22 protein-coding genes are annotated in these 12900 nt (G+C 41.9%); 16 read left to right on the top strand and 6 right to left on the bottom strand.

Annotated features, from left to right (window positions below):
• The first annotated feature begins 23 nt into the window (after positions 1–23).
• The 16 genes from KK060_RS06510 to KK060_RS06585 all read left to right on the top strand — a co-directional run bounded on the left by KK060_RS06510 (position 24) and on the right by KK060_RS06585 (position 7996).
• Positions 24–437 (top strand): hypothetical protein, encoded by a 414-nt coding sequence (locus KK060_RS06510; RefSeq protein ID WP_254152896.1) that lies wholly within the window; start codon positions 24–26, stop codon positions 435–437.
• Positions 434–739 carry a helix-turn-helix domain-containing protein gene (locus KK060_RS06515; protein WP_254152897.1) on the top strand — a complete coding sequence of 102 codons (306 nt, stop codon included), beginning with the start codon at positions 434–436 and terminating at the stop codon, positions 737–739. Before KK060_RS06510 ends, KK060_RS06515 begins: the two co-directional genes overlap by 4 nt.
• A 3-nt stretch (positions 740–742) precedes the next feature.
• Entirely contained in the window at positions 743–1303 is a 561-nt protein-coding gene (locus KK060_RS06520) for a hypothetical protein (RefSeq protein ID WP_254152898.1), read from the top strand.
• Between the two features lie 346 nt (positions 1304–1649).
• Entirely contained in the window at positions 1650–1874 is a 225-nt protein-coding gene (locus tag KK060_RS06525; protein ID WP_254152899.1) for a hypothetical protein, read from the top strand.
• The gene (locus tag KK060_RS06530; protein WP_254152900.1) at positions 1867–2043 is read left to right on the top strand and encodes a hypothetical protein; all 177 of its coding nucleotides are present in this window, start codon (positions 1867–1869) and stop codon (positions 2041–2043) included. The genes KK060_RS06525 and KK060_RS06530 overlap by 8 nt, the downstream gene beginning before the upstream one ends.
• Positions 2036–2527, top strand: coding sequence for an ASCH domain-containing protein (locus KK060_RS06535; RefSeq protein ID WP_254152901.1), 492 nt, complete (start codon positions 2036–2038; stop codon positions 2525–2527). Before KK060_RS06530 ends, KK060_RS06535 begins: the two co-directional genes overlap by 8 nt.
• A gap of 200 nt (positions 2528–2727) precedes the next feature.
• On the top strand, positions 2728–2937 hold the full coding sequence (locus KK060_RS06540; RefSeq protein ID WP_254152902.1) for a hypothetical protein: 210 nt from the start codon (positions 2728–2730) through the stop codon (positions 2935–2937).
• A gap of 30 nt (positions 2938–2967) precedes the next feature.
• The gene (locus KK060_RS06545; RefSeq protein WP_254152903.1) at positions 2968–3783 is read left to right on the top strand and encodes a P-loop NTPase family protein; all 816 of its coding nucleotides are present in this window, start codon (positions 2968–2970) and stop codon (positions 3781–3783) included.
• A 39-nt stretch (positions 3784–3822) separates the two neighbouring features.
• Positions 3823–4251, top strand: a complete 429-nt coding sequence (locus KK060_RS06550) for an LvrA C-terminal domain-related protein (RefSeq protein ID WP_254152904.1) — start codon at positions 3823–3825, stop codon at positions 4249–4251.
• A gap of 28 nt (positions 4252–4279) precedes the next feature.
• A complete protein-coding gene (locus KK060_RS06555) occupies positions 4280–4741 on the top strand; it encodes a hypothetical protein (RefSeq protein WP_254152905.1) in 462 nt (153 codons plus the stop codon).
• Positions 4742–4870: 129 nt separating this feature from the next.
• Entirely contained in the window at positions 4871–5404 is a 534-nt protein-coding gene (locus KK060_RS06560) for a hypothetical protein (protein WP_254152906.1), read from the top strand.
• A gap of 3 nt (positions 5405–5407) precedes the next feature.
• A complete protein-coding gene (locus tag KK060_RS06565; RefSeq protein WP_254152907.1) occupies positions 5408–5905 on the top strand; it encodes a hypothetical protein in 498 nt (165 codons plus the stop codon).
• 100 nt (positions 5906–6005) lie between these two features.
• Complete coding sequence (locus tag KK060_RS06570; RefSeq protein WP_254152908.1) at positions 6006–6416, top strand: hypothetical protein; 411 nt, start codon at positions 6006–6008, stop codon at positions 6414–6416.
• Position 6417: 1 nt separating this feature from the next.
• The gene (locus KK060_RS06575) at positions 6418–7020 is read left to right on the top strand and encodes an HNH endonuclease signature motif containing protein (protein ID WP_254152909.1); all 603 of its coding nucleotides are present in this window, start codon (positions 6418–6420) and stop codon (positions 7018–7020) included.
• 44 nt (positions 7021–7064) lie between these two features.
• Positions 7065–7565 carry a hypothetical protein gene (locus KK060_RS06580; RefSeq protein WP_254152910.1) on the top strand — a complete coding sequence of 167 codons (501 nt, stop codon included), beginning with the start codon at positions 7065–7067 and terminating at the stop codon, positions 7563–7565.
• Positions 7566–7672: 107 nt separating this feature from the next.
• Positions 7673–7996: a hypothetical protein gene (locus KK060_RS06585; protein ID WP_254152911.1), complete on the top strand. Its 324-nt coding sequence runs from the start codon at positions 7673–7675 to the stop codon at positions 7994–7996.
• 280 nt (positions 7997–8276) lie between these two features.
• Here KK060_RS06585 and KK060_RS06590 read toward each other — a convergent pair whose 3' ends face one another.
• The 6 genes from KK060_RS06590 to KK060_RS06615 are packed head-to-tail and all read right to left on the bottom strand — an operon-like array spanning position 8277 to position 12886.
• Positions 8277–8810, bottom strand: coding sequence for a hypothetical protein (locus KK060_RS06590; RefSeq protein ID WP_254152912.1), 534 nt, complete (start codon positions 8808–8810; stop codon positions 8277–8279).
• A 7-nt stretch (positions 8811–8817) separates the two neighbouring features.
• The gene (locus tag KK060_RS06595; RefSeq protein WP_254152913.1) at positions 8818–9309 is read right to left on the bottom strand and encodes a phage virion morphogenesis family protein; all 492 of its coding nucleotides are present in this window, start codon (positions 9307–9309) and stop codon (positions 8818–8820) included.
• On the bottom strand, positions 9306–9521 hold the full coding sequence (locus tag KK060_RS06600; RefSeq protein ID WP_254152914.1) for a hypothetical protein: 216 nt from the start codon (positions 9519–9521) through the stop codon (positions 9306–9308). The genes KK060_RS06595 and KK060_RS06600 overlap by 4 nt, the downstream gene beginning before the upstream one ends.
• A 3-nt stretch (positions 9522–9524) precedes the next feature.
• Positions 9525–11048: a phage head morphogenesis protein gene (locus KK060_RS06605; RefSeq protein WP_254152915.1), complete on the bottom strand. Its 1524-nt coding sequence runs from the start codon at positions 11046–11048 to the stop codon at positions 9525–9527.
• 38 nt (positions 11049–11086) lie between these two features.
• Positions 11087–12448: a phage portal protein family protein gene (locus tag KK060_RS06610; protein ID WP_254152916.1), complete on the bottom strand. Its 1362-nt coding sequence runs from the start codon at positions 12446–12448 to the stop codon at positions 11087–11089.
• The gene (locus tag KK060_RS06615) at positions 12449–12886 is read right to left on the bottom strand and encodes a phage protein Gp36 family protein (protein WP_254152917.1); all 438 of its coding nucleotides are present in this window, start codon (positions 12884–12886) and stop codon (positions 12449–12451) included.
• Positions 12887–12900 lie beyond the last annotated feature (14 nt).

Consider the following 12900-nt stretch of genomic DNA (forward strand, 5'->3'; position numbering starts at 1 on the left):
AAACCCGCTTAAAATCGCTCAAAATGAAAAATCTTAAAAAAACCGTATCGAAGGCCCGGAATGAGCGCGCAACGCGCCTAAAGGGCTGTATTTGCGAAATCCTGAATTGCACTCAGGATCAGTATGCGGAACTCGTGTACAACGAGGGTTTGAAGTACCTAAAATACTTCCTTCCTGATGATGCAGATGGACAAAAGATGCTTTCAAGCAGTCGGGTATTCTGGAACTGGTGGAAGAACCATTTCATAAACCGCGACGAAAAGTTTATTGCCTTGTCTGGCAAGTACCCAATACAAGATAAGGAAATGTTACTTCAGCTCTATCTGAATTATAATGATGGTAAGCAACTCGCTCAAAATCTGCATCCGCAAAGTGTAGTGCTTGAAGAAAGTTACAGCGAGATGATTCATTCACTATTAAGAAAGGAGGTTGTATGAGAAAAGACATTGAAGCGATAAGAGTGAGGGTATTGAACATGGTGGCTGATGCTTTCGGGTGTAGTGTAGCTGAGATTAAGGGGTCAGTAAAAAAAAAGACTTTCAGCGATGCGCGGTGTGTGTACTCATATATAATGAGACATCAGTGTGGTGAAAGCTTTATGAGCATCGGTTTAGCACTGAATAAGGATCACAGCACAGTGGTTGAGCAGATAGAAAGAATGAACAGCATGATATTCACAAAAGAGGAAGCTGCCCACAAGCTGAAAAAAATTGAACGAGAACTTTTAAAACAAAACTGAAATATGAAATCTGTAACCGCAAAACAAAAAACTAAAGCTGACTTAAAGCGCGAACAAATTGAGAAGGATAAAAAACGCGCTGCTGAACTTGTACAGGTAATCGCTGATCTGGAACATGAGCAATCTAACATAAACCTTCAGTATCGTGATAAGCTAAGTCCTTACAAGGATGAATATGAAAAGAATATAGCACCTATCGAAAAACTGTTTGAAGGCAAGCTTGAGCCTGTCCAAGCATCGCTGGACGCTGCGCAAAAAGAACTACTTGAGATCGGACAAAGAAACAGGAATACAATGTTCGATGTGAAAGGACATTGGGAGCTTGACAATGGCTATTACCTGCATGTAAAAACCGAAACAAAGGTAGTAACGACGCCAGAATTCGACCTTGTGAAGTTCATGAAAAAGTTTGCGCAATACGTTGATGTGAAATTCAAAATCGCTCCGCTTAAGAAGCTGTTCACTAATGGTGATGAGCGCAAGAAAAGCAAGATCGACACTTACGGCATTGATCTGAAAAATGAAGAAACCATTGTGTTGAAGCACAAGGTAGAAGAAATATAAGAAGGGAGACTTTGTGACATTATCATCCCCTTGTCGGGGGCTGCGCGGCAGAAGATGCTAATTGATTTAAAAACCCCTTCCTACCCTGCTAGGTGTAGAGTATTGAAAGTAAATCAACATGTATAAACCTGAGCAAAGTCTGGTAACTAATGTAAGGCAGGAATCTTCTGTAAATGGGCAAACGCCGCCGGATCGGGAATCCGGCACTGACTTTCCCGGAGTTCAAAGCAAACCGGGTTTTTCTCCTAAACGTGCCTGAAAAGGCAGGGTGTTCTGACCCGAGTAATCAGAATAAGTAAGGGGGTTTTGCCCTTTTTAACAAGATAACAATTAAACAAAAAGAACTATGTCTCAACTACTTAACGCCTCAAAACCCACAATCGAGCAGCAAATCGAGTTTGTGCGCGGTGCAAGGCATCACGTGAGCAAAGAAGGCCGAGAAGCGATAATGCTTCATGAACACTATGATTTACTCGTTGCTATCGAAGAAAATCTGATAGCAGTTAAGAACTGGAATGAAACATTTACAAAGAAGCTGGAAGAAGGAAGTAAGGAGGTGAACAATGACTAAGCGCGTTTTCAAATATGTGTTTCTTCTCCTGTACTTTCTTGCAGGCGTTATCATTTCGTATTTCCTGCCAGCAGGCACACGTTATATGTTTGGGTATCTGCTTTCATTGATGGCCTCGTGGACTTGGTCAGTTCTTAACATTGACAGAAAGGAGGGGCAACATGGCTAAGCTTATTACAATGCGCGTTGTGTCGATAAAACAGCCCTTCGCGTATTTGCTTGCAAAAGGCTTCAAACTGAATGAGACAAGAAGCTTCAATACCAACTATCGCGGCGAGATATACATACATGCAAGCCAGAAGGTAGACTTTCACGATCTAGAGCTAATCAATATCAACGACCATTTTAAGCGCTGTATCAGTGACAGATCATTACTTGTTCAAGGCGCTATTATTGGAAAATTTACAATTACTGATTCAGTGGCAACTGAGCGCTTTATAACTAACTATAAAGAAGCCAGTAATTCAAAAGATAAGCTTTGGTTGAGCCCTCAAGAACGTGCCTTTGGTAACTACCTACCAAATCGCTTTGCATGGATTGGAAAAGATCATAAAATGCTTTCAAACCCTATAAAGTGCCGTGGTCAGCTAGGTATTTGGAGGTATGAAGCACCTGAAGAACTGCTTGAAGAAATGGAGGTGCAGCATGGCTAATCTTATACAGGACAAAGAAGTGCAATGCACTCGCTGTAGGAATAAACATAAATTTTCCGAACGAATAGAGAAGCGTAAGAAAAACTTCGTTTTCGTGTCTATGGTATGCCCTAGATGCGGTGGTGAATCATATTTTGACCTAAGTGAAAAAGAGGTTCAAGATGACGACGATGTATTTGACCCTGATTATATCGGCCCCGATGAAGACTAATAAAGTAGTACACCAATTCAGTCTGTTCGGGTATCAGCGTCCTGTAATCAGATTAAAGTTAGGGTTTCCACGTGAACGCATGCTGGAAGCTAAAGCACTGTATGAAAAAGGAGATTTCACAGCCTGCGCGGCAATTGTTCGTGAATTCAGAGAAAAGCTCGAAGCATTTGAAGAACGCTTGAGCTACGGAAAACAATAAATCAAAATCCCATTTTAAACAACGAGAATAATGGCTAAGGTACTTGGCTTGCGACAGCTATTGCAAAAAAAATACACCTTCCTTGAAGGCTTACCGGATGAGATAACCAGAAGCTTCGGCAAACTGGTTGACAACTTCGTGATGATTGTATGGGGAATGAGCGGTAACGGTAAGAGTAATTTCATGATGCAATTTCTAAAAGCAATCATGCCTTTTGGAAAGGTGCTTTATGTAGCCCTTGAAGAAGGTTTTGAAGCTACTACGCAACTAACCGCTTTACGTCAGTTGAGCGAAAATGAACACAATGGGAAGATTGAGTTTGCAGACCATGAAATGAACTATGAAGAGCTTGACAGGAAGCTTAGTAAAAAGAAGTCTCCAAAGTTCATAGTTATTGATTCTGTTCAATACTGGAATATCACTTACGAAGATTATAAACGCCTTAAGGAGAAGTTCAAAAAGAAAACCTTCATTTTCATCAGCCATGCAAGCGGTAAACTTCCTGACGGGAGAACAGCAGATAAGATCAGATACGATTCAGGAATAAAGGTGCGCATTGAAGGGTACGTGGCGTTTGTCACGAGCAGATATGGCGGGAATGTTCCTTACGTAATCTGGGAAGATGGAGCAAAGAAATATTGGGGTAAAAAATTCAGAAGCATTATAAGCGGAATAGAACCAGAAAAAGAAAAGAAAACCACCACCACTAAAAAAGCTAAAAATGAAAAAACACCCATACACGAGAATAAGCCATTGGAAGAATCCGGACAACTGGTTTTGGGAGAACAACAGGTTCAGCGAGAAAGCGAAACAGTATTACCGCAATTGGGTAACAAACCTGCTTAATGTAGGATCAGGACACGCACATAAACTAGAAGAAGGAATATGAGAAAGTACATCCTAACCTCACCCCGTTTCACAGGCGAAATCAATGTGCTGTACGGCCTTGATGGCAGGCTGTTGTTTATCGACTTCCTTAAGTGCGACTTAAACGAAGAACAAACCGACTACTTCAAAAGCAAACTGCCTGCAATCTTCAAAGACAACTTTATTGAAGCGTTTGGCAACAGCAAGCTTTCAGTAGTTGAAGAAGGTTACACAGTTTCTTTCGAACAGTGGTGGAACCGTTACAACATCAAGCATAACAAGGCGCGTTGTATTGCGCTTTGGAACAAGATGAGCGAAGCCGATCAGGTAAACGCTTACTTCAAGATGGGCAATTATGAACGGCATCTTGCATTGAATACCTGGAAGAACAAAGCCGACCCCGATACCTACTTACGACAGCGGTATTGGGAAAGTGAATGGAAATAAAAACTAACAATTAACAAAATAAAAAAATATGCAATCTGTATTACAAGAATGGGTAATGGAATTACCCTTAAGAGAACAAGGCACATTGCTAACCTGTGTAAGAGGCTGCGATGATGAACCAAAAATTTGGACAAGAACAGGAGTTGCTTACTCACCAGGAAGAAGATTGACTGCATTTATTAGATGGTGCTTTATGGTTCCTGCTGATCCACGCGAAGTTGATATTGAAGAAGGTGCATTTATGATGAGTACACCGCCTGATCCTTTTAAACCTTCGGAATTTGGACACCTGCCGCAACATTGGTATTCCCATGCAATGCATGCATTAGAAGTGATCGGATATCGTCATCCAGATACAAATATTTCGCATACGGCTCGACAACTCTATAAAGCAATGGTTCACAACATGCACTTAAACTGTGAAACTTCAATGCAAATGATTGTAAGACTTTCTGAAGACCGAATTGTAAACAAAACAGTAGTGTCATGAGAACATTGGAGATACAAGTACTAACAATCGGGCACATCGGGCCGGTTTACCAGTTCGGTCACTTCCTTGGCAATGTGGCTGATGTAAGGCTTTACAGTTTTTTAATCAGTAATAACTAACCCCAAATTTATGGATATGCATTTAGAGTTAAAATCATTCATGTTCCAGGTTGAACAAATGAGAATGGCGCAGATCAGAGAAAGCGAACTTAAAGAACAAGTTGACAAGTATGCGAACGTTGAGCTAACGAAGTCACTTTGGGATGTGCGCGAAATGAAACGCCAGCTTGAAACTGTAGTTGATCACTCTATAAGAGATTTCAACAAAGGTCTTGTTTACGGTGCTGGCCCTAATCCCCTTGCAGTTCGCATTGCTCCTGAACAGGAGGCAGCAGACACTGACTTTAAAACTGCGCTTGAGCAAAACTTAAAGACTTGGGAAGCTGAGCTTCAGCAAGTACAAAAGGAGATCGTTGATCAGGCGATAATTGATGTAAAAGACGGCCAGCGTAGCGATAACTACTACGCACTTGAGAAGCGTGAAACTGAACTGAAGGATAATATAAGCGTAGCTAAAACAAAGCTTAATATGGTTCAGGAGCGTGTTCAATCGCCTCTATTCGCAAATACTATTAATGAAATTGTCACCAGTGCAAAAGTATAAACTATGAAAGAAGACGAAGAAAGAAAGCGTTTCTGGTATCTGTTTAAGAAAACAGTATTACGGATTCGTGATGGTAAAGAAAATCCAATCTACCTGATCCGTTACTCGTTGTTAACATGCCCCTGGTTTGCCATCAAGCTTCATAAGATCATGTTAAGTGATGATGATTGTATGCATGATCATCCTTGGAGCTTCATAAGTATCATTTTAAAAGGTGGATATGTTGAGCATCGACCAGACTACAAGGCCCATTGGGAATCACATGCAGGTTGGTTTTTTAATAGTGAAATGAATCCTGCTTTAATGCCCGTTAAGAAGACATTGTATGGAGCAGGCAGTATTTTATTCAGGAAGGCACCATCTGTTCATAAACTTGAAGTATTTCAGCCAGCCACAACGCTTGTCATAACATTCAGAAGGAAAAGACAATGGGGCTTTCATACACCATCAGGTTGGAAGTATTGGAAGGATTATATCAGGTCAGGTCAAAAGTGTGAATAATGGCTAAACCGGATAAACCTACTGAATGCCTTTGCGGCAGAAATTTGACAAAACCAGGGGCGAAGCCTTGCTGGTTTTGTCCTCACAGAGAAAAAGTAAAATGATGAGTACTACGGCGCAAATAAAGAAGATTTACACCTTGCTTGGTAAGCATGGATTGCGTGATCAAAAGGATAGTATTGTTTTATCGTTCAGCGCAGGAAAGACAACCAAAGTGAGCAGAATGAGTTTTAATGAAGCAGCTGCGTTGATCGGGCACCTCGTAAGCCTCGACCCGGAGGAAAACAGTATCAGTAAAATGCGCAATAAGATTTTAGCAATGGCGCATGAAATGAACTGGACTAAGGTAACTGGAAACGGTGTTCACGCCTTAGACATTGAACATGTGAACAATTGGTGTATTTCTAAAGGGTATCTGAAAAAGAAGCTAGATGATTACACCTATAGTGAATTACCAAAGCTTGTAAGTCAATTTGAAGAAGTTTATAAAAGCTATTTAAAGGGAGTTTGAAATGAAGAAATGGACAATGGCAGAGCTTAACTGGCTCAGGGAAAACTTTAAAACAAAACCTGCGAAGCAATTGGCGAAGGAATTAGGCGTACCTCTCAAAGCGCTGGAAGGCACCTTGAAACGTTACGGGATTAAATCAGGACGTGACACCCGTTTCCATAAAGATCACTCAGTTTGGAACAAAGGAAAAAGTATAAGGCTTAGTCCAAAGTCAGAGTTTAAAAAAGGGGTGGTACCACACAACACTAAGAATGATGGCGCAATAACCATTAGGCGGGATAAGACAGGGCGTAATTACAAATACATTAAGGTTGCAAAAGGTGTGTGGGTTTTGTATCAACGCTTTGTTTGGGAGCAGATAAATGGTACTATTCCAGATGGCTTCCTGGTTGCTTTCAAAAACAACGATAGTCTTGACTGCTCAATCGAAAACCTGTACTTGATCAGTAAATCTGACAACATGAAAAGGAACGGGCATATAAAGGAATCAAGGGAAAAGGCAAACCGTAAAATGAAGGCGATCTGGGAAAAAGAAAAACTACGTCAGGTTTATGGCCTTTCACCACTTACAGGACTAGGCAGAAGGATAAACAAAACCAAATAGAATTATTTTTAGTAACTTTCTCGTATCAAAAAACTTCTATTAATATGAATTATTATTTTATCGGAAAGGTATTCCCAATATTTATAGTGCTTATATGTAGTTTTATAGTATCTCAATCGCAAGTCGTTCCTGTCAGGACTAAAAGCATAGAGGAACTATACACTGTGGTTGATTCGATAGCTGCAATTACAAAATATAAGTTAGCAAAGATTGATACTTCTTATAGCCAGCGTGATCTGATCGGGTTTAAACTTGGGAAAGTGAACAGTGCAGATACAATAACTGTACTATTTTTCAAGACTAAAGAAGGTGGAAATGTTTCCCTTGAACGGTCTGGTTATCTAATGTATAATTTTAAAGAGTTGAGCGGGCGTTACCTTGATATATTCCCAATATGGAAAAAGTACTTCAACACGTCAGCAAACCTTGAAGTTATAGCCAACAATGGAGGAGACTATGCGCGCGATTATAAGCCAAAAGAAGAAGGATGGTATTCACGCATTAACTTCCGAAAAAGTTATAAGAACTATTGGGTCATTAAATAAAAAACGAAACGGTACATTTTACAGCCCATCCAGGAAGGCCCTCAATTGAGGGCTTTTTTTATTTGCTTTTGTGGGTAGATTTTCCGGCTGTTTCGCTTATTTTGTGTATGCGCGGAAGCTTAAAGCTTTTTGAAGACATTATAACCCCACAACATCAGCCTGTAGCGGTAATGACCGTATCAAAACAAGGCAGATCAGCAGAGCTTCACACTCTGCGCAACGAATGCCTTTTAGATCGCTACTTTTACTATATCAACTTTACAGATAAGCGCTACACCGCAGTTCTCGAAATCCTTAGCCGCGAATTCTTTATTGCTCAGTTTACCATCCAGGAGCGCATAGATGAGAACTACCACAAACTTCTAGCTTTAAAACAACAGAACCCACAAAAGGCATATTTTCAGAAGAAGTGGTCGCACCTTGTGTGGTAATTATACCGCTTTGCCGATTTACTTTTTCAAAAGAACTTAAAGTGTGAATACTTTGCAGTATTAAAACGGGATTAAGCACCGTTTACTAGTGGCAAAAAGTCCCGAGGGAGTTCGGGGCTTTTTTTATGCAATTACTTTTTCTTCTGTAGTGGTATCCCTTTTTCAACTTTCGCGTTGATTACTTTTTTTATCTTATTGAATCTAGCAATAGGGCCGTAGCCGTCGTTGTCTTTTGATTTGTTTCTTTCCATTGTCTAATGCGGGTTTTTAAAAAATTGTGTTATTGAATTTGAGTTTCATCGAACTGCAATGGCGGTTTAGCCACTTTCCTATAAATCCCTTTGGCGGTGTTATCTTCAAACTGAGTACCGAAGCTCAAGACCCTTACTCTTAGCCCGATCCTGTCACCGTCTCGCTGCTCTGTCATTGCGCTCTGCCTGTAGAAAGGCTGCGTGTAGTTGTCATTATCCTTTACGGGTGACCAGCCCTGTAATGCTTCATAAACCTTCTGCTCAACATCGTAAAACTCCAAAGCCTTTTCTTTTACATTCATTGGTGCAGCATGGTAACTCTGCGAAAATGGCGCAAAGCCTAAACGGATATTAACAACTACTTCACCGATTTGTGCGAGGTTGCTAAGTCCGGAATAAGAGGCTGACACGAAATCAATAAGGCAGCAAGGGAAGGAAACTTCTGGACGCACTTCGAAGTGTTCGAGCTGGCCGAAATCCTGATCTATCCAGCGCAGTTCCGGCACTACGGTTTTGAGATACTCACAAAGGTCGAGGTATAGTTGACCGAAATAGTTATTCATAAAAATGTTATTTAAGTGCTTTCATAAACTCAGCCGAAACAGTGCGGCTGATCATCGCATTGAGATAAGGGCTATTGCCCATAAACCGGCGGCGTGGAATGTTCTGATCTATCCGGCGCGTGTGTGGCTTTACCGTTGATCCGTTCTTGCGTGTATGGCCTTTAACGCTTTGTATTTGCCCTATACGCATGCCTTCATTGTGTACCCTGGCATACTTCACATCTGAGCCAACCACCACCATTGAAGGCGTTACACGGATTATGCGAATTGATCTGCGCAGCCTGCCTGTATTGATCAGGATGTTCCGGTTTGGCCTGTTGTCTTTTCTCCAACCCCTTCTGCGTGCAGGCCAGCGTTCGAGTGTGTTACTCAAGAAGCCTTGCCGCCTGAAGTTGTCGAGCGAGAAGTTTACAGCCACGTTGCCGATCAGTACAGGCAAGCGTGTCATTACGCCTTTAAATCTGCCTTGAAGTAATCTTATGCCTTCTTCAGGTGTCATTTGTATTTAATTACAATGCTGTCAATAAGATTATCATCAACCTCAATGATGATTTCCCTACCATTGGCCTTTTTGAAGATTTTAATTTGATCTGCGGTTGAATGCGAGATCATCAGAGAACCAATGATTTCATCGGCTTTGCCTGCTCCGTGCTTGCTGTCATACTCGGCTGCAAGTCTTTCAAGTTCTTCCATTTGATTAAAGAAGTCCATGCGTTATTTCTTTAGTTCGTTATTGATAATGTCATCAGCAAGCTTTATAGAATCCCTGTACAGGGTTGGAAAATAATGTTCCCATACCGGATTGCCTACAAACTTGTTTTCAAAAATACTTGCGAAAATTTCGGTGTAAGCGTTATTGTTACGCGCCATGTATGTAGGAGCATGCCCATATCCAAACACCCTTCTAGCACCTCCTTTGATGGTAATACCGTTGATTGCATCAAGTGCTGAAACAAGCAGTTCACTTAATTCGTGCGGTTGGTAAGAATTGAACTTTTCTAATGCGGCAAGTTCAAAAATATTATCCCTGTGTTTCGACATGCGGAATTTATCAGCCAGCAACGCAATATCACCGTCATTCTCAAGTGACTCTAACAGGTCTTTCATTCTTCGTTCAATGTTCGGAACGATGTAATCAATTGTGATCAGCTTACGCTTAAAATGAATAGCATGTGCTGATTCATGCACTACAACCCTTCGTTTAAACAGATCAGAAGACTTCCATCTGTCGCCCTTCTTGATGATAATATCACCTGTGGACGGCATAAAGTATGCATCACCTGCATAGACGCGCCCTGAAGAAGCTGAACGACCATAGTACTGATTTTCCGGTACCAGTTCCCAAAACTCTTTTGGCAGCGGGTTATTTTTGAAGTCCTTACCGTAAACCTTTTGGAACGTTTCAGGAATTGTTGCATTTCGTGCCGCAGGCTGAATGACTTCTTCCGGTAAGCCGATGAAGTACGGGTGATCTTTCGGGAAGATAAGCCCCTTCTTGCCCAGGTTCGTTTTGAACATGTCGGGTATATCAGCCGAAGGAATTTTGCTTTCCGGTGTTACTACTCCGCTTGCCAATTGTCTTACCGTGCTACGGCATCCCCAATGGTTAGGCGGGTAGAATCTATTCCAAAAAGGATGGCCTACGGGTAGAATGGTTCCATCTAATGACTTGCAAAGGGCGGTTGTTTGCGTGTCCATTACTGCATCGAACTGAAGTAAAGGCAACGTCTTCTTGTTGGCTTCAATATCAACCCATTTTCCGGCCATCTGGGCACCTGCAACAGCAAGTTCATATTCAGCCTTCAGGTAACGCACCATGTGATCCTGATTGATTCTGAAAGCAGCTTCCTTGAACTGCTCAAAGGTTCTCAACTTGCCTTCACTGTCAAGCAGGGCATCAGTAAGCTGGCGAAGCTGTGTGTGGTTCTTCGCTGCGCTGAATTGCCAAACGTTCTTCTGAAGGGCGGCAAGCATATTGAAGTCTGGCGTTTCATAATCCAAGTCTAACGGGTTTTTACCATACCCTTGAAGTACACCAGCCCACAGCTTCCGGGCAACGGCTTCTGTTACGTCCTGGTTAACCGTTCCAGGCGTTATGCCTTTGTCTTTCCATACCTGACGCACCATTGCTTCAATGAGCCTGTCAAGGTCATCATCATCCGCTAGATCAGGTAAATGGACATGACTACAGCAATCATGCGCATAGAGCGAATCAAGCTGTGCGGTCAGATCGGGCAAGGGAAGTCCTGGAAGCCCGCTTAAGTTACGTTCAACTTTTAGCGGGCCTGGTCGAAAAAATCAGCTATGTAAGCAAGCAGGTTGTCCCAGGCGTTAAGCTTTTGGCGAAGCTGGCTCTTAGCCTTTGGGGGTTGGCCTTTAGCCGGATCCCGCTTTTGTTGTGGCTCGTCCTGATCAGGAGCTGGCGGGTTTAGCGCAGCCTGACGTTCGGCTTCCTTCTTGGCCTTTAATTCGTCGTAGTTCTTAGGCTTTTCAATATCAAAAGTCTTGTAAAACCAGTCGTCGTCAATAGGCAGGTTTGGATTAGCGCGAACAACTATTTCGACCGTTTCAGCTTTCGTCTTTACTTCGGCTGCATTGATTTCTTTTTCAAACTTGAATTTCCCGCCTTCAACAGGTAGCCCGTAGCTTTTAAGAATAGCAAGAAACTGCTTACTGTTAAGTAAGCTTTTAACATACTTCAAATCGCTCTTTGTCTTCTGAACTTGCTGATTGCTATGCTCTTTACTTTGTGCATATCCTGAACTACTGCTTGAGCGGGTAGTTTCAGTATTGCCAAGCACAATGATTGCTATTTCTTCATCCAGGTAGTTAAGAAACTTTAACTGCAAGTCACCGTTCGCGTTTGTTGACTTACCGTCCTTCATTTCAAACTGCGCCTGTTTTGGAATCATCATCGTGAGGCTAGCACCGCTTTCGTCAAGAACCTTTCTTAATTCAGAACGGGTTTTGGTGTCATAAGCGTCGTAGTAGATAATACGAACTGGCTGACCAAAGATTTCAATATACTGCGCATAATCGCCAAGCGTGCCACGTTTGTAAACGGCATAAAATGAGCACTTCAGCAGATAGCCCAAATCCTTTTCGTTGCCAACAACCCAAAGATTTGATACACCCTCGTAGCTTATGCCAACAGCATTGTCGTTCTGTTCATAGGCTATGATTTTAGTTTCGGGCTTAATGTGTTTGCGCGGAATTTCTTTAAACCGTAGTTCTTCACCAGGAATGAATTCCATGCCACTTAATCCCCACGCCTGGGCCTCCATGATCTTTTTAATTACATCACGAAACGCTGCGCTTTCTATTACATCATCCATTGCCTCAACACGTTTTCCGGAAGCATCTTCGAAGTATAGATTTTTGTTTAGGATGGCTTCATATCTCTTTTCGATAACGCCAGTTACCTGACCGTCCAATACAACATCTTCGTACATGTCATAGAGGCGTGTGCGGTTTGGATAGTGAATACTTTCGGCAGAGATAAGCGATTGCTTAATATCTCCTATGTCTTTACGTGAGCGATCGGCGCTCATTACGTTCAATTCCTGAACAATTAGGTTAGTAGGCGTTGGTTCTACTGTTTTGGTTACTGCACCTTTCTTTGTTTGTCTCTTTGCCATTTAAAAATGATTTGAACGTTTACGATTACTTGACCATTGTACAGAAGTGTTCTCGTCTTCCGGCGTTGTAGGGTCGTCAGGCTTGTAAGGCCATCCTTCTGGATCAGCTTGACCCTTCATTACTTTCTCAAGAAATTTTATCGCGTCTGAATAGACTGACCGCATCAATTCTAAATTGATGTTAGGATTTGCGAGTTTAACAAGATGCCAGCTCGCGACATCAATACATAGGTTTCGCAGGTGTTCACTAAACACTTCCGGTTCTGTTTCAGCATCACCGAAAAGTTTGAACAGATCGTAACGGTTTAGGTAGCTTTTAACCTCTGCTATTGCAGAACTTATTGCCCGCTCAACAATGGTGTCATCTGCACGGGTTATTTCTTCAACTATCTCAGGATAGAGGTGTGTTTTAAGATCGTCTTTTACCAGAAATGGCATAGTTTAAATAATTA

This window comes from Chryseosolibacter indicum (assembly GCF_018598585.1).
GTDB lineage: Bacteria > Bacteroidota > Bacteroidia > Cytophagales > Cyclobacteriaceae > Chryseosolibacter > Chryseosolibacter indicus.